Origin of the sequence: Bacillus hominis (genome assembly GCF_030348325.1) — a bacterium.
GTDB classification, from domain to species: domain Bacteria; phylum Bacillota; class Bacilli; order Bacillales; family Bacillaceae_G; genus Bacillus_A; species Bacillus_A hominis.
On record NZ_JAUCFS010000005.1, the window covers coordinates 1,170,810 to 1,194,429 of the forward strand.

Genomic DNA, 23,620 nt, shown 5'->3' on the forward strand with positions numbered 1-23,620 from the left:
AAGGAAACAATTACGCGATTTTTTCAATAACGATTGATGCTCCCGTACCAACAGCTAGTGATAATACCGCCTCTATACCAATTACTTCAACTGATACTGGAGCTGTTGTAATTTGTGTAATCGCTTGGATAACGATAGGTGCCCCGAGTGAAACTAAATTTCTTCCAGCACCTGGTATTTTTACGCCGTTCGCTTGAATTTCAATGCCACCTAGTGAACCTGATGTTGCAGTATATACGATCACAGTAATTTTATATAATCCATTTTGGTGTATGGTGAAAGCATCGCTATCTAATTGAGTAATCGCTGTACCGAGCTGTGACCCAACGGTATTAAATGGTACAGGTGTGTTAATCCCAACGTTGATGCTACTTGCAGCGGAGTTAAATGCGTACAATCCTGCTGGAAGTCCTAATCCAGATGGCCCAGTAGCACCAGTCGGTCCAGTAGTACCAGATGGCCCAGTAGCACCAGTCGGTCCGGTAGTACCAGATGGCCCAGTAGCACCAGTCGGTCCGGTAGTACCAGATGGCCCAGTAGCACCAGTCGGTCCAGTAGTACCAGATGGCCCAGTAGCACCAGTCGGTCCAGTAGTACCAGATGGCCCAGTAGCACCAGTCGGTCCAGTAGTACCAGATGGTCCAGTAGCACCAGTCGGTCCGGTAGTACCAGATGGCCCAGTAGTACCAGATGGCCCAGTAGCACCAGTCGGTCCAGTAGCACCAGTCGGTCCAGTAGTACCAGATGGCCCGGTGTTGCCAGCCGGTCCAGTATCGCCAGTCGGCCCGGTAGTACCAGATGGCCCAGTGTTGCCAGATGGTCCAGTAGCACCAGTCGGCCCAGTATCGCCGATTGGTCCAGGTGTCAAAGAAAATTGTGGAAATGTAGGGTCAAATGTGCTGGAAGATAAAGAGTCAACTGGATTTAAGCCGTTTGAATCATTATGATTGGACATAAATTCACCTCCGTAAATCTCTCATTATATAATAGGTGAAAATTAATGAGAAAATGACATAGATATTTGCATGCTTGAAAAGAAACTTTAATTATATGGAACATTATAAAGATGTATTATCTCCATCATAAGGGAGAGATGCATAATGAAAGGGATTATTAATAAGCTCATTCATACTTCTTTATACGGTACGTATCACGTATCAAATAGAGGCTCATGTTCTTGGTTTGAATTTGCTCAAAAAATATTTTCGTATGCAAATATGAAAGTGAATGTATTACCTGTTTCAACCGAAGAATTTGGATCGGCGGTAGCGAGACCGAAATATTCTATCTTTCAACATAACATGCTACGATTAAATGGTTTTTCACAAATGTCTTCTTGGGAAGAAGGATTAGAGCGGTTTTTTATAGAAACAAAAAGTCATTAACAAATTTACGTTAATGACTTTTTTGTTTGCCTTTAAGCGGTTTTATGATACTATAATTATAGTATCAGGTACTAATAACAAGTATAAGCATTTCTGGGAGGATATATCATGGAACTATTACAAGGGAAAACATTTGTTGTTATGGGCGTTGCGAACCAAAGAAGTATTGCGTGGGGAATTGCTCGCTCTTTGCATAATGCAGGTGCAAAATTAATATTCACATATGCAGGAGAACGTTTAGAAAGAAACGTTCGTGAATTAGCGGACACATTAGAAGGGCAAGAATCACTTGTATTACCTTGTGATGTAACGAATGATGAAGAACTTACAGCTTGCTTTGAAACGATCAAGCAAGAAGTTGGTACAATTCACGGTGTTGCACACTGTATTGCTTTTGCAAATCGTGACGATTTAAAAGGCGAATTTGTAGATACTTCTCGCGATGGATTTTTACTTGCACAAAATATTAGTGCATTCTCTTTAACAGCTGTAGCAAGAGAAGCGAAGAAAGTGATGACAGAAGGCGGAAATATTTTAACTTTAACATACCTTGGCGGCGAGCGCGTTGTGAAAAACTATAACGTTATGGGTGTTGCGAAAGCTTCATTAGAAGCTAGCGTGAAATATTTAGCAAATGATTTAGGTCAACACGGTATTCGCGTTAACGCTATTTCTGCAGGACCAATTCGTACGTTATCTGCGAAAGGTGTAGGCGATTTCAACTCAATCTTAAGAGAAATCGAGGAGCGCGCACCACTTCGTCGTACAACAACTCCAGAAGAAGTTGGGGATACAGCAGTATTCTTATTCAGTGATTTAGCACGCGGAGTAACAGGTGAGAATATTCATGTTGATTCAGGATATCATATTCTAGGATAAATATAATACTTATTATAGTTTGGTAAAGGGCAGTCTCTAAATATTGAGGCTGTCCTTTTTAATTGTTCTCGGAAAGAACGATTTTTAACGAAAGTTCTTGCATCGTTATGAATATAACTATAATAGTACACGATTTATCCAGCTATGTATGGAAGTAGGAGGGACGAGTGTGAAGAATAAAAGCTCAACAGTTGGAAAACCGTTGTTATATATTGCGCAAGTAAATTTAGAACTTGCTGCACCGAAAATAAAAAGAATTATCCTTACAAACTTTGAAAATGAGGATAGAAAAGAGAAAAGTGATAGAAATGAAAATAGTGTAAGTAGTGAGGTGGAAGAGACAGTAGAAAAAGAAAAGCTTGAGAAAGAGGAGCAGCAAGTGGAGGAAGAAGTGGAAGAAGTGGAAGAAGAACAAGAAGAGCAAGAAGAGCAAGAGCAGGTGAGAACGGTCCCGCACAATAAATCATTTAAGGATATGAACAATGAAGAAAAACTTCAGTTTTTAGTAAATCGCCCTCATTACATTCCGAAAGTGAGATGCAGAATAAAAACGGCGACGGTCTCATATATCGGATCAATTGTATCGTACCGTAATGGGGTTGTATCAATTATGACGCCAAATAGTATGAGAGATGTTAGGTTATCTATAGAAGAAATAAAATCAATTGATATTGCAGGTTTATAAAATATGTAAAGGTGGTAGAGGAATTCTACCACCCCAATAGTTTTTTAATTTACTTATTAGATAGAAACATCGCGTAAGCACTGAATAGCGCAGAAACAGTCTAAATCAACAGTAAGGCAAGTAGATGTTGATTTTAAAGTCGCTTGTGGATCATTTATAAATGTGCAAATTGGATCATCACCCATCTTTAAAGGATCTCCTTTAATTGTTACAGCTAATACACGTAATACAGCGCAGCTCTCATCTACGCTCTCCACGCGGAAAAACGGAGACGTACAGTGCTTAGTACTTTCTGATGGTGCAAATGCTTCAAAAGGCTTTCCAGTTTTTGTGTATAAAATAAAAGGACGTGTATTCGCTATTGATGCAGTGTTGTGTGCTCCTAAAAACGGGATTTCACAACCAGATCCACACGTTGTAGTAGAACAATCTTGTAATTCATTGATGAATTTTACAACGTCAGCTACGCAGTGAGAAGAGCTATGGTGTTTATTTTCGTTACAACTCATTAATGTCACTCCTTATCTTCTTGTTTGTATTTACATTAATAAGATATTTGAGTGGGGGAGATTTGGTCACAATCTCAAGACCTTTTTTTTTAAATAGGCTAAAGAAAGTAAGGGAAGGTGAAAGTATGTTATTTACAAGTTGGCTTTTATTTTTTATTTTCGCACTAGCTGCTTTTCGATTAACACGCCTTATCGTTTATGATAAAATTACAGCCTTTTTGCGAAGACCGTTTATTGAAGAGTTAGAGATTACGGAACCTGACGGAAGCGTATCAACTTATACGAAGGTGAAAGGGAAAGGTCTTAGGAAGTGGATTGGAGAATTATTAAGTTGTTATTGGTGTACAGGTGTATGGGTCAGTGCCTTTTTATTAGTCTTATATAATTGGATTCCAATCGCCGCGGAGCCGCTACTAGCATTATTAGCTATTGCAGGAGCAGCAGCAATTATTGAAACAATTACAGGACACTTTATGGAAGAATAATAAATTTTCATGTTAGAAAAAGCGGAGTTTAAAAGAATGAGGGAACGGACATAAGGAGTTGTTCATATAGTAAATAGACAGAATTGATAGTAGAGGAGATGTTTGCTGTGAGCAATAATCCAAGGCCAAATTCATATGATCTTCAGCAGTGGTACTATCTACAGCAACAAGAACAACAACAGGCATACCAAGAACAATTACAGCAACAAGGCTTTGTGAAGAAAAAGGGATGTAATTGCGGAAAGAAAAAAATATAATAAAACAATATGGAGAATGAAGCACTCATGTTACTGTGGGTGTTTTTCATTTAATAATTAAACGTGGTACTCCAATTAAGAAATACCGCGTTTGGTTAAATAATTTGTACGATTGTTAATGCAGCAGCGCGAATATCTACACTACCTTCTAATTCAACCGGTACGATTTGAATGAAATTACCAGGGTTTAAGTTAATGAGAACACTACCACTAGAAACTTCTACTTGACCAGCACCAATAACGTTAGAGCCTACTGCTGTACCAGATCCAGGAATAACATTCTGGGGTGTATTTAATGATAAGAAAAAACGAGCCGCTGCTGGTATAACAGTAAGATCATTAAAATTTATTGATAATGTATAGCTGATTTGATAAATACCAGTTCTTTGTATTTTAATGCCATTTCCTACACTTACTGTATCATTTATTACTGGAATATTGAGATCTGGGTTTGAACTTGTACTAGGTAATAATAGTGGTGTGAATAATGAAGCGAATTGAGGGGCGAGAGCGTTGAATGCAAAGCCGAAAGCTGGCAATGTACTAACGGCTTTTGCGTTGCAATCAATTTTATTAAATTTATATTTATATTTATATTTATATTTATCAGAAGAGAGCATGTTTTTCACTCCTTTATTTCTTCTACTTTTAGTCAATAAAAGGGATACGTTCTTTACTCTAGACAAGTTCCTAAGTTTATAAAAAATGCGTTGGTACCTTTTAAGCATGGATTGGGTGACAGAAATACCTGCCACCCAATCCATGCTTAAATCAGTATTCAGTTTTAAATCGTAACATCACGTAAGCATTGAATAGCGCAGAAACAGCTTAAATCAACAGTAAGGCAAGTGTTTGTTCCTCGTAAAGTCGCATTTTGAGCATTTAAAAATGTGCAAATAGGATCATCGCCATGTGCGAGAGGATCTCCACCAATTGTTACGGTTAGGACGCGTAGTACAGCGCATCCGTCATCATCTATGCTCTCCACGCGGAAAATCGGAGACGTACAGTGCTTAAGACTTCCTGATGGTGCAAATGCTTCGAAAGGTGTTCCAGCTTTTGTGTATAAAATAAAAGGTCGCGTATTCGCTACTGATGCGCTGTTATGTGCTCCTAAAAATGGAACTTCGCAACCAGATCCGCATGTTGTGGTTGCACACTCTTGTAGTTCATGTATAAAACGAACGACATTAGATACACAGTTGAAATCAAAATCATGGTGATGATGATCTTCGTTACAATTGCAGCTCATTATGTTCACTCCTTATCGTGAGTTCTGACATACACTATTACAATATGAACGGGATATGGTTGATATTACGTTAATTCTCAGGATAGAAACAGGGAATTTATCTCGCATTAACTGGCAGTAAGACTCCCGCCTCAAAATTTGGCAGGAGCAAAGAAGTTAGGTGGGAGCCCTGCTGCCCGTAAACGCCCGATTGGTGAAGGCTAATAATCAGTGGGGGATGAACAAAACCCCCACTGATTATAGTTTCACTTTATATAGAGGGGATGTACATAACGGGATATGGAAAAAGACACCCTTATTTAATGGGTGTCTTTTCAGGTAAATCTTTTCGCGCAGTATATAAAAAACGAGATATATCTAGTTTCTTTCCTCTGAAAAATTGCGGGGAGGAAATATAAAGTTCTTCTTTAGCGCGTGTAATTGCGACATAGAGTAATCGTCGTTCTTCTTCTAAAGCTTCAGAAGTCTCCGTGACACGGTCATTTGCGTCTTTTAAAGAAGATGTATGCGGCAGTATACCATCGCTCGCACCGAGTAAGAAGACACATGGAAATTCAAGGCCTTTTGCGTTATGGATCGACATAAGCGATACAGCATCTTTTTGCGGCATTGTTTTTAATGCTTCCATTTCTTTTTGCCCTTGAATTGCTTCATTAATAAATTGTAAGTAAGCGGAAATATCCGTAAATCGAGTCGCGGATTCCATTAATTCTTCTAGCATTTCTTCTTGTATGTCCTTATGCATCGTAAAGGAAGAACGATCGTTACTTTGTAAGTACTCTAAATACTTTCCCTTACCATGAATAATTTCTTTCAATGCTTTTTTCGGTTCAAGTTCTTTTATAAATTTAATAAAATCGATTCGCTCATTTACTTTTTTAACTTGAAAAGGTTTCAAGCTTGGATTTAGTAATAGGAAATGAAGAAGAGAAGGGAACCGGCCCTCACCATATTTCCATTGTTCACGTTCAATAAATGAAATGCACTCATCACGGCCAATATACATTGTTGGTAATATATTTGAAAGTGATTCGAGTCGGAACGGTTCAAGCACGAGTCGTAAGTGATCTAATACGGGCCTAATTAAAGAATGTTCGTAGAACGATTGGCTCGCTCCATGTTTAATAAACGGAATTTTATGAATTGTAAGCTGATCAAGTAAAGAACGGCTTACAGAATGTGTACGATATAATAAACAAAAATCTTTATAATTTCGTTCACCACTATCTACTTTTTCCTGAATGAGTTGCAAAATTTGATTTGCTTCATCAAGAGTTGTCGCAGGTCGTGCATAAAACGGCTGCATGCCATCGTTACGAACAGAATATAGCTCTTTATCAAAACGTTCTTGATTGAGCTTAATAACTTCATTTCCAAGTCCGACGATAAATGGATTAGATCGATAATTCGTATTAAGTGCGATAATCGTTGTGTTATCAAATTCCTTTGGAAAAGATAAAATAATTTGGTGACTTGCTCCTCGCCAGCCGTAAATCGCTTGATCGTCATCACCTGCGATAAATAAATTATTTCTTGGCGTGGCTAACAATTTTACGATTTCATATTGTGCATACGACGTATCTTGAAACTCATCTACTTCAATGTAATGAAAACGTTCTTGTAATTGAGTAAGCAGGGGAGCATTATTTTCTAGCATATAATACATTTCTAATAAGATATCGTCAAAATCGATATAATTGTATCGTTGTTTTACTTCTTCGAAACGTTCGTATACTTCTTTGAACTCTTGTTCAACCGGTGTTTTCGCTTTTACATCTTTCGGACGATTCAATTTGTTTTTCTCAAGTGAAATCATAGCGAGTATCGTTTCAGCATCATAAGCGTCTTTTAAGCGTAATTCTTTCAAAATTTTCTTTATCATAATTTGTTTATGTTTTTCATTGGCTAAAATTTGCTGATTATATCCTTGACTACGAAGCAATTTTAAAAAAACAGAGTGGAATGTACCAGCAACGACATAGCTACTTGCGGCATGATTCATACCAGGTAAATTCGCTACACGAGTTCGAATTTCTTCAGCCGCTTTTTGTGTAAACGTCAGCAACAAAATATTTCGCGGATGAACTTGTTTTACATTTACTAAATAACCAACGCGAGTTGTTAAAACAGATGTTTTCCCGCTTCCGGCACCAGCCAATGTAAGAACAGGACCTTCTGTCGTTCGCACGGCTTCTAATTGTTTTTCGTTTAGAAAAACGTTTTGCTGTTCAAGAGCACGAAAATACGCCGCATCTGCATCTTCTTCCATAATTAAATGGGTAGACGTTTTCGGAATATGATACGTCGCTTGCGGAATGCCAGCGTGTGTTAACGATTTTTGTGAAAATTTTTCTTGTGTCATATATTCACCTTCAAAACTATAGCATCAACATTTAACTTTAGCGGAAGAAAAAGAAAATAGCAATGTAAAAAACAGGAGGGGTTACCTCCTGCTACAAAATTACCCCGCTATTTGTGGGCAGTAAAACTCCCACCTTAAAAATTCAGGTTGGAGTTTTACTGCCCGTAAACGCCCGATTGGTGAGGGCCAATAATCAGTGGGGGATGAACAAAACCCCCGCTGATTAAAGTTTCACTTTATAATTCTTTTATCATTACGACGTGCGGGATATTTGCTTCCATAAACACATCAGAAGCCATCACGTATCCTAGCTTTTTATAGAAAACTTCAGCATGTGTTTGAGCATGGAGTTTCAATTTCGATAGAGACTCTTCTTTTGCATGCGCTTCAAGTGCATCCATAATGATTTTGCCAATACCTTTTTTGCGATGGGAGGCTAGTACGCAAATGCGTTCCATTTTCCCAACTCCATCAACAATGCGAAAGCGACCTGCACCGACTGGAATATCATTGTCATATACAACAACGTGCGCCGAAGTCTCTTCAAATTCATCATACTCTTCTTCAGAAGAAACACGTTGTTCTTCTACAAAAACCTGTTTACGTACAGAGAATGCATCACTTAGCTGCTCGTCTGTTTGTACGATTTGTGCGTGCAAATTAGTTGTTCCCCTTTCCAAGGTGGAATGTTTCATGTACAGTCCATGTTCCGTTTTCTAATTGATATAGAAGATGGAAACGATCGATTGGTTGCTCATAATAGAAATCTTTCATACGTAATCGACCTAATACATCAGCGTGCTCTGCATCTGATAGGCTTTGACCGATTGTTAAATGAGGTACAAAAGAGTACTCGCGTTCTTGTGTAAAGAATCCATTATGCATTTCTTCATTTAAGAAAGTAAGTTCAGGTGTTTTTTCTACTTTAAAATAAAGAACATTATTAACAGGTGCGAATGAACCAACTTTTCCAACATGAAGGGTGAAAGGGTTCGTTTTGTTTGCGATTGTATGTAACTCACTCACAATCGATTCTAATTGTTCATCTTGCGTCTCAAAGGGTGTTTTCAATGTAATATGTGGCGGAACTAATGCGTAATGCGGATCATAACGTTTACGCAATCCGTTCGCTTTATCTTGAATCATTTTTGATGGGAAAATTACAATTCCTAATTTCATGTTCCAATTCCTCCCTTTGCAAGTCTAGTTAGATTTTGAGAATAAATCTCTTTATCTATTATATCAAATTATTCTGAATATAGCTCTCTATTATTTCATTGATAGAATATGAGAAAATGCTTTCGGTAAATCTGCTTGCCAATGTTTCCATGTGTGATTCCCTTCAAACTCTTCATAATGCGTGATGAAATTTCTATCTGTAAGTAGTTTATTTAACTCGCGATTTGGTTCTACGAAATCAGATACTTGTCCGTCTGTACGCTTGACAGCTGTTTCTTCTGTCCCAATTACGTGATAAATTTCTAACGCCCCAGGATTTTTGAAATCTTTTGCTAAGTTCATGACTGTTTCATCAACAAATGGTGATTGCATAACGACCTTGCCGAATGTATGCGGATACATAAGTGCGGTCATGAAGGAAACTGTACCGCCAAGAGAATCTCCAATTAAAACGCGCCCTTTACCCATTTGATACGTTGGATAATTTTCATCAATATATGGAGCAAGCTCATGAGCAAGGAAACGAATGTAAGCAGCATTCTTTACATCGCTTGGGAAATATTTTTCCTTACGATCGTGTACATTTTTATATGGAATACCGACAATAATTGTGCGGTCGATTTCTTCAGTTTCACGAAGACGCTCAATTACACGGTGCGCTTTACCAAGCTGAAAATAATCTCTACCATCTTGTGCGATAACAACCGTATGCTTATGGAGAGGTGTGTAATTTACTGGTAAATAAACAAGAAGTGTAAGTTCTTCTTGAAGTGCTGTACTAAAAAATGAAATTTCTTCAATTCTCCCTATTGTTTGATTCATGTATATCCCCCTAAATAAAATTTACTATGATTGTAAGAGCAACGTTTGTAGTGAAAAAGAAAGAAATATTCACTAATAGGTGCCTTAATTTCTATTTTACCATAATGGTACGAAGAATCTAAAAAATTAGTATTTAAGTTATGAAAGAAAACGGATATAATGAAGTGGGATTTTTACAGGTGAGAGGGGAGACAGGATTTGAAACAAGAAAAATCAATCGCACTACCATTAGCAATTTCCATTATAGCCATTTCATTCGCAGCTGTTTTTGTAAAGATGTCCTCAGCACCATCTTCAATATTAAGTATGTATCGATTATGGATTATCGTACTTATTATGCTGCCTATCGTTTGGAAAAAACGGGAAGAGTTTAGTAAGATTCAAATAAAAGATTGGGGATTTTTAATTGGATCTGGTTTCTTTTTAGCGCTTCATTTTCTTTTATGGTTTGAATCTTTAAAGCATACGACAGTTGCTAGTTCGACGATTATTTTAGCACTTCAACCAATCGTATCTTTAGTTGGAGGTTTTTTCTTATTTAAAGAAAGAACAACATACTCGGCCATTGCGACAATGGGAATTGCGATACTAGGCGTAATGTGTATTGGGTGGGGAGATTTAGGGCTAAGTGAACAAGCAATTTATGGAGACATATTATCCTTTTTAAGTGTGATAGCAGTTGTCGGTTATTTATTTATCGGGCAAACAACAGTAAAGAAAGTATCGCACTGGATTTATAGCTTTACAGTTTTTGCATTTGCAGGTATTTTTATGGGGATTTATAATATAGTGCTGCAAGTACCTTTTACAGGTTATACGAAGTGGGACTGGACCGTTTTTCTTTTACTTGCGATTGTGCCTACAGTGTCACATGTCATTAATAATTGGTTATTAAACTACGTAAATGCAACAACAATTTCAATGAGTATTTTAGGAGAACCAGTTGGGGCATCTATACTAGCGTTCTTCTTACTTGGGGAAAAATTAAACGCAATGCAAATTATCGGTAGCATGCTCGTATTGTTTGGTGTATCTGTTTTCTTACTACAGCAACAAAAACGAACATCAAAAAATGTGGTGAACGAGCCGGTATATACACAGGAATTATGACGAGTTGCTAGGAAATAAAATGATATAAGAGTTGAAAAGAGAAGTAGTTAGTGACTTCTCTTTTTTGTTTTATACCAAAGGAAAAGAGAAAGGGGAGGATTCATTGAATTAAATTATAAGGGGGAGTGTAATGGAATTTCCATCAAAAAAAGATGCATGGTTATATCCAATCTTTTTTATTGTTTTAGGTGCTTGTTTTGCTCCAATATTTGCAGGGAGAGAATATTTTCTTTTATTTTTCACAATTCCGTTAGCGATATTATTTATTTGGAGTTGGTTTTCAACAAAGTATACTGTCGGGGAAGAAATAATTACTATTAAATCAGGTCTCGTTAAAAAACGCATATTTATACGAGATATAAAACGAATTTCGAACACGAAAAATCCAATAGCAGCTTATGCACTATCATTTGATCGACTTGAAATTGTTTACGGGACATATGAAACGGAGATTATTTCTCCTAAAAATAAAGAACAATTCATTAATCTTGTGAAAGGTAAAAATCCGCAAATTGAAATAAAGTAAAGGGTGGCTATGAAGCCACTCTTTTACTTTGGATTTGTCATATAAAGTTGTACGTGAATGACACATAAATCACGGAATTTTCCTTCAGCAGTTGTGACAATTACGACTGCTCTTCCTGCACTTTTTCCAGTAATCGTTACCGTATCACCTTTTGGATGTATTGTGATGACATCAGAATTCATATTTGTCCAAATAAGCTCTTGGTTCGTCGCTTGCATTGGCAAAACGGAAGCTGATAACTCAGTACTTTGCCCAGTTTTTATTTTTAACTTATTTTTTCCAATATGAACCCCGATAACTGAAATAACAGAAGGAGCAATAGAAATTTTGGGTGGATTAGGTTGTATGTTTAAACGAGAAGTAGAAGTGTTTGTGATAGGTGAAAATTTTCTTATATGTTTTTGTTGTAAAGATGCTAACATTTTGGAGTCCCCTTTCTGTATAGGTGTCGATATCGATATAAATAATATAAAGGAAGAATGTTATAGTAAATTTAACGAAACATAAAGAAATTGTTAAATTCGAGAAGAATATTGTCGAAATGCGGTAAAAAGAAAGCTCTGCTGTTACGATAACAGCAGAGCTTCTTCTTTATAGATTATGACGATGTTGTTTTTCGAAATTCTCAAATTGCTCTTCAACTTCTTTTGAAGGTTGCGTTAGTAAACTAACAATTACGATTGCTAGTAAACTAATTGTGAAACCAGGAATCATTTCATATAAGAATTTTGTTAAAAATTCAAACTGAGTCCATATAATAACAGTAGCGGCACCAGAAATCATACCAGCAAGCGCGCCCCATTTCGTCATACGTTTCCAATATAAGCTTAATAAAATAGCAGGTCCGAATGAAGAACCAAACCCAGCCCAAGCGTATCCAACAAGAGCTAAAATCGTATCATTTTGTTTAAGCGCTAATGCACATCCAATTAAAGCAATACCAAGAACAGCCATACGACCGACAAATACAAGTTCTTTATCAGAAGCATCGCGCTTAAAGAATGTTCTATATAAGTCTTCTGTTACTGCACTTGAAGTAACAAGAAGTTGAGAAGAAATTGTACTCATAATAGCTGCTAAAATAGCTGCTAATAAAAATCCAGTAATAAGTGGATGGAATAAAATACTGCCAAGTTCAACGAAAATCGTTTCTGGATCAGAAAGTTTTAACCCTGCATTTGAATAGTATGCGATACCGATAAGACCAGTAAACATAGCTCCGGCAACAGAGAAAATCATCCAGCTCATACCAATACGGCGTGCGCTTTTAATTTCTTTTACAGAAGAAATTGCCATAAAGCGTACGATAATATGAGGTTGTCCAACATAACCAAGGCCCCATGCGAATAATGAAATAATTCCTAATACAGAAGTGCCTTTAAAAATATCTAATAATGCTGGATCGATAGATTTAATTGTTTCAAATGCTGGACCAAGTCCATTTACATGCATAATTGTTACGACTGGAACAAGAATAAGAGCGACTACCATAATGATTCCTTGCACGAAGTCTGTCCAACTTACAGCTAAGAAACCACCAAATAATGTGTAAGCTACAACGACACTTCCTACGATAAGAAGACCGACATGGTAATTGAGTCCAAATGAATTCTCGAATAATACAGCGCCAGAAACAAATCCTGAAGCTACATAAAATGTGAAGAAAATCATAATAACAAGTCCAGATACGAGGCGTAGCATATGAGATTTGTCGTGGAAACGATGTTCCAAAAATTCTGGAATAGTAATAGAGTTGTTTGCAATTTCTGAGTAGGTACGTAAGCGAGGAGCGACATAGATCCAGTTTGCGTATGCGCCTAGTGTTAGGCCAATCGCAATCCAGCTACTACTTAATCCAACGCTAAACATTGCACCGGGTAAGCCCATTAAAAGCCAACCGCTCATGTCAGCTGCTCCAGCACTTAATGCTGTTACTGCGGGGCCTAGTGTACGCCCGCCAAGCATATAATCTGTTAAGTTGGATGTTTGCTTATAGGCGAAATAGCCGATAATTAGCATCCCGAGCATGTAAATAGAGATAGAAGTTAAAATTAACATCTGCGTACTCATGTAGTTCCCCTTCCTTTTGTCATGTCTTTTGATGGATTTTGCATATTTATAATCTATCATGATTATTCAGAAAAATCCATGCTAAAATACGAATTTTCTGAAATGTAAGCGTTTTTTGACAACGATTTACTTTTATAATATATAATCTTCTGACAAAAAAACTTGATTTTAATAGAGTATTTATTATATTTACATAAAAGTAGGTTGTTTTGTCAATATAATATTGAATGAAGAAAAAATATTTTTTTTAGAAAAAGTATTGACTTATTAGAAACGAGAGGAATATAATGAGTGCAACTTAAAAAAATGCAAGCGTTGATGAAGAAGAGTACACATGATGAACATGTCAGAGAGCTGATGGTTGGTGCGAATCAGTATGGAATTGATGTGGAATGGGCTTCGGAGCTTCCAAACCGAAACGAAAGAAGTAGGCTTTGGCGACATGATCTCATCGATACAAGAGACACGTATTATTTTTGATACGGCAAAGTGCGTTACATTCGTAACGAATTAAGGTGGCACCACGGGAGTACCCGTCCTTTTTATAGGATGAGTACTCCCTTTTTGTGTATAAAAAATTGTTGAACGCCCTATAAAAATTAAATATGTTAAATCGTTTAAGTAAGAAGAGTACGTATATTGGAGACGTTTCAGAGAGCTGGGGATAGGTGAGAGCCCGGTGCGGTGCCATATACGGAATGGGCTTACGAGAGGTATGCTGAACAATTGTTTTCAGTAGGCAACCCGGGTTCCGCCGTTACAAGGATAAGGTATATATTTTGTACCTGAATAAAGCGGGATGCTTTTGCATCCAACCTGAGGTGGTACCACGGTAAATTTATCGTCCTCTACATATTTCGATATGTAGGGGACTTTTTTATTTTTCAGAGTGAGGTGAAAGGCATGATGACGAAAGAAGAATTTATGAAGCAAAAAAGACAAGGGAAAACATTTTTAATGATCGCTGAAGAAGAAGGAGATAGCATTACGCCAATTTCTTTATATAGACGTATGAAGGGGAACAAAAAGTTTTTACTAGAGAGCTCACAACTTCATCAAGATAAAGGGCGCTATTCTTACTTAGGTTGTAATCCTTATGGAGAAGTGAAAAGCGTTGGTATGGAAGTTGAACAAACGATGTATGGGCAAACAGAAAAGTTGCAAGGCAACGTACTGCAAGTATTAGAAGATGTAATCGCACCAGCGCAAGTAGACAGTCCATTCCCGTTTTGCGGAGGAGCAATTGGCTATATTGGCTATGATGTCATTCGGCAATATGAAAATATTGGAGCAGACTTACATGATCCATTAAATATTCCGGAAGTACACCTGTTACTATATCGCGAGTTTATCGTTTATGATCATTTACGCCAAAAACTATCGTTTGTATATGTATGCAAGGAAGAAGATTCAGCAGATTATGAAGAAGTATACGAAAGATTGCAAGTATACAAAGAGGAAGTGCTAAAGGGAGAAGAAGCGGAAGTAAATGAAATACAATCAATATTATCATTCACTTCTTCCATAACGGAAAAAGAGTTTTGCGAAATGGTAGAAACGGCGAAAGAACATATACGAGCCGGGGACATATTCCAAGTCGTATTATCTCAACGTTTGAAAAGTGAGTGTAAAGGCGATCCATTTGCATTATACCGAAAACTTCGCATTGCAAACCCATCGCCATATATGTTTTATATCGATTTTCAAGATTATGTTGTACTCGGTTCTTCGCCGGAAAGTTTACTATCAGTAAGAGATGATAAGGTGATGACAAATCCAATTGCCGGTACGAGGCCGAGAGGGAAAACAAAACAGGAAGATGAGGAAATCGAAAAAGAACTGTTAGGAAATGAGAAAGAGCGGGCAGAGCATATGATGCTTGTGGACCTAGGACGAAATGATATTGGCAGAGTAAGTGAAATTGGCTCAGTTACGATAGATAAATATATGAAAGTAGAGAAATACTCTCACGTTATGCACATTGTATCTGAAGTTTACGGAACATTGCGAAAACAAACAAGTGGGTTTGATGCATTAGCGTATTGTTTACCAGCTGGCACGGTATCAGGAGCTCCGAAAATTAGGGCGATGGAAATTATTAATACGTTAGAGCATGAGAAAAGAAATGTATATGCTGGAGCAGTTGGATACATCAGCTTTTCAGGGAATCTTGATATGGCGCTAGCGATTCGAACGATGGTTGTGAAAGACGAGAAAGCGTACGTTCAGGCAGGAGCGGGTATCGTCTACGATTCAGACCCTGTAGCTGAATATGAAGAAACATTAAATAAAGCGAGAGCGCTTTTGGAGGTTATGAAATGATTGTACTCATCGATAATTATGATTCATTCACATATAACTTGTATCAACTATTAGGCGAGTATGAAGAAGACATCGTCGTCGTAAGAAATGATCAAATAACAATTGAACAATTAGAGGAGATGAAGCCAAAAGCGATTATTCTCTCACCAGGACCTGGGAAACCAGAAGATGCTGGAATTTGTATAGAAGTAATTCGTCACTTTTATAAGAACGTTCCCATCTTAGGTATTTGCCTTGGCCATCAAGCAATCATATCCGCATTTGGAGGAAAAATTGTTAGAGCAGAGCGCATTAAACACGGAAAAACATCGCGAGTGAAACATAACGGCACGTCAATCTTTTCATACGTTACGCAACCGCTAACAGCAATGCGTTATCATTCACTCGTCGCAGCGCAAAATAGTTTGCCAAAATGCTTCGACATACTCGCGACAGCGATGGATGACAGAGAAATAATGGCGGTTTGTCATAACTATTATCCGCTCTTCGGATTACAGTTTCACCCAGAATCAATCGCAACAGAAGAAGGCGGAAAGTTAATACGTGCCTTTTTAGCAGAAGTGAAAGAGGAGGAGAGAGTATGAACAGTTATCTTCGCAAATTAGTAGAGGGACAACATTTAACGGAAGAGGAGATGTATAAAGCGGGACTTCTTTTATTGAGTGACAACATATTGGAAAGTGAAGTTGCAGCTTTCTTAGTATTGCTGAAAGCGAAAGGTGAAACAGCAGAAGAAATATACGGTCTTGTCCGTGCACTTCGTGAAAAAGCATTGCCATTCTCTAATCATATAAAAGGAGCGATGGATAATTGCGGAACAGGTGGTGACGGTGCTCAAACGTTCAATATTAGTACAACATCTGCATTCGTACTGGCAGGAGCAGGCGTAAAGGTTGCGAAACATGGAAACCGTGCTGTTTCTAGTAAAACAGGAAGTGCTGATTTATTAGAAGAGCTCGGTGTAAACATTAGTTGTACGCCGAGTGAGATTGATTACTTATTAGAAAATGTAGGCATTGCCTTCTTATTCGCACCAGCGATGCACCCAGCATTACGACGCATTATGAAAATAAGAAAAGAATTGAACGTTCCAACAATCTTTAACTTAATTGGACCTTTAACGAATCCGATCAATTTAGAAACGCAATTTGTTGGTATTTATAAACGAGATATGTTATTACCAGTTGCACAAGTATTACAAAAGCTAGGCCGGAAACAAGCGCTTGTCGTAAATGGAAGTGGCTTTTTAGATGAAGCGTCATTGCAAGGAGAAAATCATGTCGTCGTTTTAAAAGATAACGAAATAGTAGAAATGAGTATTGCACCTGAGAAGTACGGTTTCTCAAGAGTGAAAAACGAAGAAATTAGAGGCGGGAATTCAAAAGAAAACGCAAAGATTACACTCGGAGTATTAAGCGGAGAAAAGAGTGTATACCGCGATACCGTTTTATTAAATGCAGGTCTTGCTCTTTTTGCAAACGGAAAAGCAGAGACGATTGAAGAAGGAATTAAACTAGCAACGCATAGCATTGACTCCGGAAAAGCATTAGAAAAATTAAACTTATTAATTGAAGCAAGCAATGAAAAATTAGAAAGGGTGAATTAAAGTGGGGACGATTTTAGATAAAATTGTAGAGCAAAAGAAAGTAGAAGTTGCGGAGTTATATGAAACATATACACCAGTGAAAGAAAAAAGAAACACATACTCACTTGTAGAAGCGCTAAAGCAATTTACAGTAATCGCAGAGGTAAAGCGAGCGTCTCCATCAAAAGGCGATATCAATTTACATGTTGATGTAAGAAAACAAGTGAAAACATATGAAGAATGCGGCGCTGGAGCGGTATCTGTTTTAACAGATAGTCAATTTTTTAAAGGATCATTTCATGACTTACAAACCGCAAGAGTAGAAAGTAACATACCGCTTTTATGTAAAGACTTTGTAATTGATAAAATTCAAATCGATAGAGCATATGAAGCAGGAGCAGATATTATTTTACTAATCGTAGCAGCGTTAACGAAAGAGAAATTAACAGAGCTCTATAGCTACGTACTAGAAATGGGATTAGAAGCAATTGTTGAAGTTCATGATGAACAAGAATTAGAAATTGCGACCCGATTAAATCCACACGTTATCGGTATTAACAACCGCAATTTAAAAACATTTGAAGTAGATTTAGGTCAAACTGAAAAGCTTGGAAAACGACTGAATGAGGAAAACCTACTTTGGATTAGTGAAAGTGGTATTCATTCAAAAGAAGATATTATTCGCGTCAAACGAGCTGGGGCAAAAGGTGTATTAGTTGGAGAAGCGCTTATGACATCATCTTCTATCAGTAGCTTTTTTGAAGATTGTAAGGTGAATATATGAAAGTGAAAATTTGCGGTATCACTGATGTGGAAACAGCAAAAAGTGCGTGTGAATACGGTGCAGATGCAATCGGATTTGTTTTTGCAGAAAGCAAACGGAAAATCACTTCAGGGCAAGCGAAAGAAATTATTCAGGAAATTCCAGAACACGTGTTAAAGGTCGGTGTTTTCGTAAATGAATTAGTAGAAGTGATCCAGAAAATTGCAGAGGAATGCGGATTAACGCATGTGCAACTACATGGTGCTGAAGAGAATCATCAAATTAGAAGATTGAATATTCCGTCTATAAAATCACTAGGAGTAACTTTAGAGGATGATATGAAAAACGCTCAAACATATGAAGCGGATTATATATTGTTTGATAGCCCGAAAGAAAAGTTCCACGGAGGAAATGGAAAGACTTTCTCATGGGAACTACTCGCACATATGCCAAAAAAGTTGCGAAAGAAAACGATATTAGCTGGTGGATTAAACATCCTTAATATAGAAGAAGCAATTCGAACCGTTCAGCCTTATATGGTCGATGTGAGCAGCGGAGTAGAGACAGAAGGAAAGAAAGATGTAGAGAAAATAAAACAATTTATACAAAAAGCGAAGGAGTGTTCCAAATGAACTACGCATATCCAGATGAAAAAGGTCACTACGGTATATACGGAGGACGCTACGTTCCAGAAACGTTAATGCAATCTGTATTAGAACTAGAAGAGGCATATAAAGAAGCGATGCAAGATGAAGCGTTTCAAAAGGAATTAAATCATTATTTAAAAACATACGTTGGAAGAGAAACACCGCTTTATTTTGCGGAAAATATGACGAAGTATTGCGGCGGGGCAAAGATTTATTTAAAACGTGAAGATTTGAACCATACAGGAGCTCATAAAATTAACAATACGATTGGTCAGGCACTTCTTGCAGTACGTATGGGTAAGAAAAAAGTTGTTGCTGAAACAGGAGCAGGACAACACGGAGTTGCAACAGCAACAGTATGCGCCCTTCTCGGATTAGAATGCGTCATCTTTATGGGAGAAGAAGATGTGAGACGTCAAAAATTAAATGTGTTCCGAATGGAATTACTTGGAGCGAAAGTAGAAAGCGTAGCGGCAGGTAGCGGCACGTTAAAAGATGCGGTAAACGAGGCGCTTCGTTACTGGGTTTCACATGTGCACGATACGCACTACATTATGGGATCAGTTCTTGGACCGCATCCATTCCCGCAAATTGTCCGTGATTTCCAAAGTGTAATTGGGAAAGAAACGAAGAAACAATACGAAGCGTTAGAAGGGAAATTACCAGAAGCAGTCGTTGCTTGTATTGGTGGTGGTAGTAATGCGATGGGAATGTTTTATCCGTTCGTACACGATGAAGAAGTTGCTCTTTACGGCGTAGAAGCAGCTGGAAAAGGTGTTCATACAGAAAAGCACGCAGCAACTTTAACGAAAGGAAGCGTCGGTGTTTTACACGGATCAATGATGTATCTTCTGCAAAATGAAGAAGGACAAATTCAAGAAGCGCATTCTATTTCGGCGGGATTGGATTATCCAGGCGTTGGGCCAGAACATAGTTTACTCAAAGATATCGGCCGCGTTTCTTATCATTCAATTACAGATGAGGAAGCGTTAGAAGCGTTTCAATTATTAACGAAAAAAGAAGGAATTATCCCGGCATTAGAAAGCTCACATGCTGTTGCGTATGCTTTAAAACTAGCACCGCAAATGAAGCAAGACGAAGGACTTGTCATTTGTTTATCTGGCCGTGGCGATAAAGATGTAGAGAGTATAAAACGTTATATGGAAGAGGTGTAAAAAATGGGAGTAGAAAAAATTACAGCAGCGTTTGAAAATGGTAAAAAAGCATTTATTCCGTACGTAATGGGCGGAGATGGTGGACTTGAGAAATTCAAAGAAAGAATTCGTTTCCTAGATGGAGCAGGAGCAAGCATCGTTGAAATTGGTATCCCATTTTCAGATCCAGTCGCGGACGGCCCAACGATTCAAAGAGCAGGAAAACGAGCGCTAGATAGCGGCGTAACATTAAAAGGCATTTTTCAAGCATTAATAGAAGTGAGGCAAGAAGTGCAAATTCCGTTTGTGCTTATGACATATTTAAATCCAGTACTTGCATTCGGAAAGGAACGTTTCATTGAGAGTTGTCTTGAAGCAGGAGTGGATGGCATTATCGTTCCAGACTTGCCGTATGAAGAACAAGACATTATTGCATCGCTTCTCCGCGCGGCAAATATAGCTTTAATTCCACTTGTAACTGTAACGAGCCCAATTGAGCGAATTAAGAAAATTACGAGTGAATCACAAGGATTCGTTTACGCCGTTACAGTAGCGGGCGTAACGGGAGTACGTCAAAACTTTAAAGATGAGATTCGTAGTTACTTAGAAAAAGTAAAATCACATGTACACTTGCCAGTAGTCGCAGGATTTGGCATTTCAACACGAGAGCAAATAGAAGAAATGATTACGATATGCGACGGCGTTGTTGTGGGGAGTAAAGTTATTGAGCTTTTAGAAAATGAAAAACTAGAGGAAATATGTGAGTTAATACATGCAGTAAAAGAAACAGAAGAGGCGTAAGTCTCTTCTGTTTCTTTTGTGTGATAAATGTTAAAATATACAGAAAATACTTATAACTTAGAGGGTGAGAAAGCATGCTAAGACGTAAACTATTATATCTTCTTTTAACTGTACCATTATACGCTTGGCTCATTAGCATGACGAAAATAGAGTTGATGGCTTTATTTTTAGGATATGTATTCATCTTTTCCCAATTAAATCGAATACAAGAGCAATCTATTTTAGAAGTATGTATATTTTCAATTAGTATAGAACTATTTAGTATTGTTTCGATTGTATTATTAAACGAGTTATTTCGGGGGATTTATTCATTTTCACTAATGAAATTTGGGAATATTGTACTGCAAGTAATATGTGCTTATATTGTGTTTGTTGTGTTAGACAAAATAGTCGGACAGCAGAGCGTTTTTCAGAATAAAAGAAAATGGGAGTGATCCAAAAAAAGAGCTGTTTGGCTCTTTTTTTAATCTGTTTTAAAAATAATTGAAAATCATGGTAACTGTTATATAATAGTTAAAATTGCATTTTTTACGAAATGAGATGATAGCATGGCCATATTGTTGGCACTTATCCCGATTATGATGATTTTCATTTGTTTATTTTTATTTAAACAAACGTCATTAAGGTCTTCACTAATTTCTTATGCCGTTTCTGTCGGAATCGTTTTACTCTCGCCAACGTTTCAGTTAGGGATAAGTGAAACTGTACACGCAACGATTAAAGGTTGGTTAATTTGTTTTATTGTCGGATACGTTTTGTTTTTCGGTATTTTTTTATTTCACCTCATGAACAAAATGGGATACATCGATCAAGTAGCGAGATTTCTAGAACAAGTCACGCGCGATCGATTATTGCAAATGCTTCTTATGTGTTTTGGTATTTGTCCACTTATTGAATCAGTGAGTGGATTCGGAATTGGTTTTATGGTCGCAGCACCTATTTTTCTTTCATTAGGCTATAAACCATTTCAAGCTGTACTGCTCTCATTTATTGGATTACTAGCTAGTTCATGGGGCGCGATGGCAACAGGTACAATTATCGGTTCGCAACTTATTAATATGCCGCTCACGACACTTGGCACAAATACAGCGCTATTAAGCATCCCGATGTTTGCTTACTTCGTCATTCTTTCTTTACACGTCGTTGGTGGTTGGCAGGCCGTTATGGAAAAGTGGAAGGAAGGAGTAGGGTTCTTTCTATTATTTTCTCTCGGAATCTATCTTTCTAATGCGTACGTAAGTGTTGAACTAGCAGGAATACTAAGTTCTATCGTTACGATTACATTTGGCTTTCTTATCATTAAACTAAAAGGAAAAAGTGAGCAAAACCTTATGACAGAACATGCTGCGGCAACGGAGAGAGAAGTATCCATTATAAAAATTATTAGCCCTTATATATTCTTAACAGTTTGTATTTTACTTTCTCGCCTCGTTCCAGCATTACATGATTTGCTCAGATCATATGCAGTTCTCGATTTAAAATCATATTCTTATAGATTAGAAATGCTGTATTCACCAGGATTTTGGCTCGGTATGACTTGTTTATTTACAATCGTTTTCTTCCGCATTCCATCTACTATTATTAAACAATCAATCTCGCAAACGATAAAACAATGGATTCCTTTCGCTATTACAACGACAATGTTCATCGCCATTTCAGAACTAATGGGCGCATCGGGTATGCATTCATTACTCGCAAAAACAGCTGGTGAAACATTTGGTACCTTTTTCGTTTTCGTTGCCCCGTTCATCGGTGGTATCGGAGGCTTTTTAACAGGTAGTAACGCAGGATCAAATGCGATGTTTATAAAACTGCAAATGCAAACAGCGCAAAACGTAGCACTCCCGTGGCAATACGTCACAACACTGCAAAATACCGCATCATCAGTAGCGACAATCGCTTGCCCATCACGCATTACACTTGGTGCTTACTTATGTAATATTCCGTATCGTGAAAATGAACTATTAAAGAAGACGACGTTAATGATCTTTGGCGCGGTTTTGCTTGTAGTGGTAGAGGTTATTGTTTGGTATATGTTGAGAAATTAAAAATCCTCCTAACATAGGAGGATTTTTTTTATGATTGGATAATGTTTTAAATATGAAAAGCTTCTACTAAATGAATAGGAGATGAAAGGTATGCCCTTAAAAAACTATGGTGTATTAAAAGGTACAATTATACAATCAAAGATTGGAAAGGGGAAAACACCACATTATCAAGTTCATTTACAAGGTGAAGCAGGAGTAGATTATCGTATTTCAATTAACGTAAAGTCGCAAAGTTATCCATCGGAAGTTTTATATTTTGCGAGTGAAAATATTCGGTCAGAGGCGATTCATATTTTACCGACATTACAGTTCGGTTTTACAGAAGTAAAAAACAATGAGCCGAAAGTAGCTTTAGACTATGTAAGAGGTAATTTATTTGATTCGAAGCAAATGATTCCTTTACCTGCTGAAAAAGCAGGAGTTGATAATGATCTAAATGAAAAAATAGAACGTTATATAAAACGAGCGATAGAAGAAAAAGCAACTATTTACGCGTTTGGTGAAAGATGGGGACCAGAAGAAAAAACACCCGATTCTTACTTTCATTTTAAACCAGGAAACGGTATACACGATATTCATATGAATCAAGGAAATGTAGAGAAATGGCAAGGTGATGATGGCATATGGCAAGACGGAGGAATACTCATTCACTTTGAAAAGGAAGAAGAATGGATCGGTATCTTTCTTGCATTCCAATCACAGTCATGGTGTACCGATGAAGAAGGGCATGCTCGTGTTCCGGTTGAGAATTGTAGTTATAAGAAAAATAACTAATAAGA

At 37.5% G+C, this 23,620-nt stretch carries 26 protein-coding genes, 1 pseudogene and 2 other annotated features; of the genes and pseudogenes, 17 read left to right on the forward strand and 10 right to left on the reverse strand.

Annotated elements, in window-relative coordinates:
• Positions 1 to 10: 10 nt before the first annotated feature.
• On the reverse strand, positions 11 to 955 hold the full coding sequence (locus QUF93_RS08310) for a BclA C-terminal domain-containing protein (RefSeq protein WP_289358441.1): 945 nt from the start codon (positions 953 to 955) through the stop codon (positions 11 to 13).
• Between the two features lie 154 nt (positions 956 to 1,109).
• Here QUF93_RS08310 and QUF93_RS08315 point away from each other — a divergent pair.
• From QUF93_RS08315 to QUF93_RS08325, 3 genes and pseudogenes are all read left to right on the forward strand, one after another.
• Positions 1,110 to 1,385, forward strand: a pseudogene (locus QUF93_RS08315) (sugar nucleotide-binding protein); the annotation flags it as partial.
• A gap of 108 nt (positions 1,386 to 1,493) precedes the next feature.
• Positions 1,494 to 2,264, forward strand: a complete 771-nt coding sequence (gene fabI / locus QUF93_RS08320; RefSeq protein WP_000421885.1) for an enoyl-ACP reductase FabI — start codon at positions 1,494 to 1,496, stop codon at positions 2,262 to 2,264.
• Positions 2,265 to 2,412: 148 nt separating this feature from the next.
• On the forward strand, positions 2,413 to 2,949 hold the full coding sequence (locus QUF93_RS08325) for a CotO family spore coat protein (RefSeq protein ID WP_289360965.1): 537 nt from the start codon (positions 2,413 to 2,415) through the stop codon (positions 2,947 to 2,949).
• Positions 2,950 to 3,005: 56 nt separating this feature from the next.
• Here QUF93_RS08325 and QUF93_RS08330 read toward each other — a convergent pair whose 3' ends face one another.
• A complete protein-coding gene (locus QUF93_RS08330) occupies positions 3,006 to 3,458 on the reverse strand; it encodes a CotY/CotZ family spore coat protein (protein WP_088057910.1) in 453 nt (150 codons plus the stop codon).
• 125 nt (positions 3,459 to 3,583) lie between these two features.
• Between QUF93_RS08330 and QUF93_RS08335 the strand changes: the two genes are divergently transcribed.
• Together QUF93_RS08335 and QUF93_RS08340 are read left to right on the forward strand one after the other, a co-directional pair.
• Positions 3,584 to 3,943: a DUF1360 domain-containing protein gene (locus tag QUF93_RS08335; RefSeq protein WP_193645685.1), complete on the forward strand. Its 360-nt coding sequence runs from the start codon at positions 3,584 to 3,586 to the stop codon at positions 3,941 to 3,943.
• 98 nt (positions 3,944 to 4,041) lie between these two features.
• Positions 4,042 to 4,200: a cytochrome C oxidase subunit III gene (locus QUF93_RS08340; RefSeq protein WP_289375965.1), complete on the forward strand. Its 159-nt coding sequence runs from the start codon at positions 4,042 to 4,044 to the stop codon at positions 4,198 to 4,200.
• Positions 4,201 to 4,295: 95 nt separating this feature from the next.
• Here the strand turns inward: QUF93_RS08340 and QUF93_RS08345 are convergent, their stop codons facing one another.
• The 6 genes from QUF93_RS08345 to QUF93_RS08370 form a co-directional block, all read right to left on the reverse strand.
• Complete coding sequence (locus tag QUF93_RS08345) at positions 4,296 to 4,820, reverse strand: hypothetical protein (RefSeq protein ID WP_289358443.1); 525 nt, start codon at positions 4,818 to 4,820, stop codon at positions 4,296 to 4,298.
• 164 nt (positions 4,821 to 4,984) lie between these two features.
• A complete protein-coding gene (locus QUF93_RS08350; RefSeq protein ID WP_002117096.1) occupies positions 4,985 to 5,452 on the reverse strand; it encodes a CotY/CotZ family spore coat protein in 468 nt (155 codons plus the stop codon).
• 295 nt (positions 5,453 to 5,747) lie between these two features.
• On the reverse strand, positions 5,748 to 7,814 hold the full coding sequence (locus tag QUF93_RS08355; RefSeq protein WP_289358444.1) for an ATP-dependent helicase: 2,067 nt from the start codon (positions 7,812 to 7,814) through the stop codon (positions 5,748 to 5,750).
• Between the two features lie 236 nt (positions 7,815 to 8,050).
• Complete coding sequence (locus QUF93_RS08360; protein WP_289358445.1) at positions 8,051 to 8,473, reverse strand: GNAT family N-acetyltransferase; 423 nt, start codon at positions 8,471 to 8,473, stop codon at positions 8,051 to 8,053.
• A gap of 1 nt (position 8,474) precedes the next feature.
• Positions 8,475 to 8,993, reverse strand: coding sequence for a YjcG family protein (locus tag QUF93_RS08365; protein ID WP_289358446.1), 519 nt, complete (start codon positions 8,991 to 8,993; stop codon positions 8,475 to 8,477).
• 90 nt (positions 8,994 to 9,083) lie between these two features.
• On the reverse strand, positions 9,084 to 9,815 hold the full coding sequence (locus QUF93_RS08370; protein WP_289358447.1) for an alpha/beta hydrolase: 732 nt from the start codon (positions 9,813 to 9,815) through the stop codon (positions 9,084 to 9,086).
• A gap of 198 nt (positions 9,816 to 10,013) precedes the next feature.
• On the opposite strand from QUF93_RS08370, the gene QUF93_RS08375 reads away from it, so the two are divergent.
• Both QUF93_RS08375 and QUF93_RS08380 read left to right on the forward strand, forming a co-directional pair.
• Entirely contained in the window at positions 10,014 to 10,925 is a 912-nt protein-coding gene (locus QUF93_RS08375; protein WP_289358448.1) for a DMT family transporter, read from the forward strand.
• Positions 10,926 to 11,055: 130 nt separating this feature from the next.
• The gene (locus QUF93_RS08380; RefSeq protein WP_289358449.1) at positions 11,056 to 11,451 is read left to right on the forward strand and encodes a PH domain-containing protein; all 396 of its coding nucleotides are present in this window, start codon (positions 11,056 to 11,058) and stop codon (positions 11,449 to 11,451) included.
• A gap of 23 nt (positions 11,452 to 11,474) precedes the next feature.
• Here the strand turns inward: QUF93_RS08380 and QUF93_RS08385 are convergent, their stop codons facing one another.
• Positions 11,475 to 11,873 (reverse strand): Ig-like domain-containing protein, encoded by a 399-nt coding sequence (locus QUF93_RS08385; protein WP_289358450.1) that lies wholly within the window; start codon positions 11,871 to 11,873, stop codon positions 11,475 to 11,477.
• A 169-nt stretch (positions 11,874 to 12,042) separates the two neighbouring features.
• Positions 12,043 to 13,521 (reverse strand): sodium/proline symporter PutP, encoded by a 1,479-nt coding sequence (putP, locus tag QUF93_RS08390; protein WP_289358451.1) that lies wholly within the window; start codon positions 13,519 to 13,521, stop codon positions 12,043 to 12,045.
• Positions 13,522 to 13,827: 306 nt separating this feature from the next.
• Positions 13,828 to 14,065: a binding site (T-box leader), on the forward strand.
• Between the two features lie 63 nt (positions 14,066 to 14,128).
• Positions 14,129 to 14,373: a binding site (T-box leader), on the forward strand.
• A gap of 51 nt (positions 14,374 to 14,424) precedes the next feature.
• Between putP and trpE the strand changes: the two genes are divergently transcribed.
• From trpE to QUF93_RS08440, 10 genes are all read left to right on the forward strand, one after another.
• Positions 14,425 to 15,843 (forward strand): anthranilate synthase component I, encoded by a 1,419-nt coding sequence (gene trpE / locus QUF93_RS08395; protein WP_289358452.1) that lies wholly within the window; start codon positions 14,425 to 14,427, stop codon positions 15,841 to 15,843.
• Positions 15,840 to 16,427, forward strand: a complete 588-nt coding sequence (locus QUF93_RS08400; RefSeq protein ID WP_289358453.1) for an aminodeoxychorismate/anthranilate synthase component II — start codon at positions 15,840 to 15,842, stop codon at positions 16,425 to 16,427. Before trpE ends, QUF93_RS08400 begins: the two co-directional genes overlap by 4 nt.
• Entirely contained in the window at positions 16,424 to 17,449 is a 1,026-nt protein-coding gene (gene trpD / locus QUF93_RS08405) for an anthranilate phosphoribosyltransferase (protein WP_289358454.1), read from the forward strand. Before QUF93_RS08400 ends, trpD begins: the two co-directional genes overlap by 4 nt.
• Position 17,450: 1 nt before the next feature.
• Positions 17,451 to 18,212, forward strand: a complete 762-nt coding sequence (gene trpC, locus QUF93_RS08410; RefSeq protein ID WP_002117122.1) for an indole-3-glycerol phosphate synthase TrpC — start codon at positions 17,451 to 17,453, stop codon at positions 18,210 to 18,212.
• Positions 18,209 to 18,823 carry a phosphoribosylanthranilate isomerase gene (locus tag QUF93_RS08415; RefSeq protein WP_289358455.1) on the forward strand — a complete coding sequence of 205 codons (615 nt, stop codon included), beginning with the start codon at positions 18,209 to 18,211 and terminating at the stop codon, positions 18,821 to 18,823. Before trpC ends, QUF93_RS08415 begins: the two co-directional genes overlap by 4 nt.
• Positions 18,820 to 20,013 (forward strand): tryptophan synthase subunit beta, encoded by a 1,194-nt coding sequence (trpB, locus tag QUF93_RS08420; protein WP_289358456.1) that lies wholly within the window; start codon positions 18,820 to 18,822, stop codon positions 20,011 to 20,013. The genes QUF93_RS08415 and trpB overlap by 4 nt, the downstream gene beginning before the upstream one ends.
• Positions 20,014 to 20,016: 3 nt before the next feature.
• Entirely contained in the window at positions 20,017 to 20,793 is a 777-nt protein-coding gene (gene trpA / locus QUF93_RS08425) for a tryptophan synthase subunit alpha (protein WP_289358457.1), read from the forward strand.
• Positions 20,794 to 20,867: 74 nt separating this feature from the next.
• The gene (locus QUF93_RS08430; protein WP_289358458.1) at positions 20,868 to 21,227 is read left to right on the forward strand and encodes a DUF4029 domain-containing protein; all 360 of its coding nucleotides are present in this window, start codon (positions 20,868 to 20,870) and stop codon (positions 21,225 to 21,227) included.
• A gap of 114 nt (positions 21,228 to 21,341) precedes the next feature.
• A complete protein-coding gene (locus tag QUF93_RS08435) occupies positions 21,342 to 22,841 on the forward strand; it encodes an L-lactate permease (RefSeq protein ID WP_289358459.1) in 1,500 nt (499 codons plus the stop codon).
• Positions 22,842 to 22,931: 90 nt separating this feature from the next.
• Positions 22,932 to 23,615: a DUF2278 family protein gene (locus QUF93_RS08440; protein WP_289358460.1), complete on the forward strand. Its 684-nt coding sequence runs from the start codon at positions 22,932 to 22,934 to the stop codon at positions 23,613 to 23,615.
• The last annotated feature ends 5 nt before the right edge of the window (positions 23,616 to 23,620 follow it).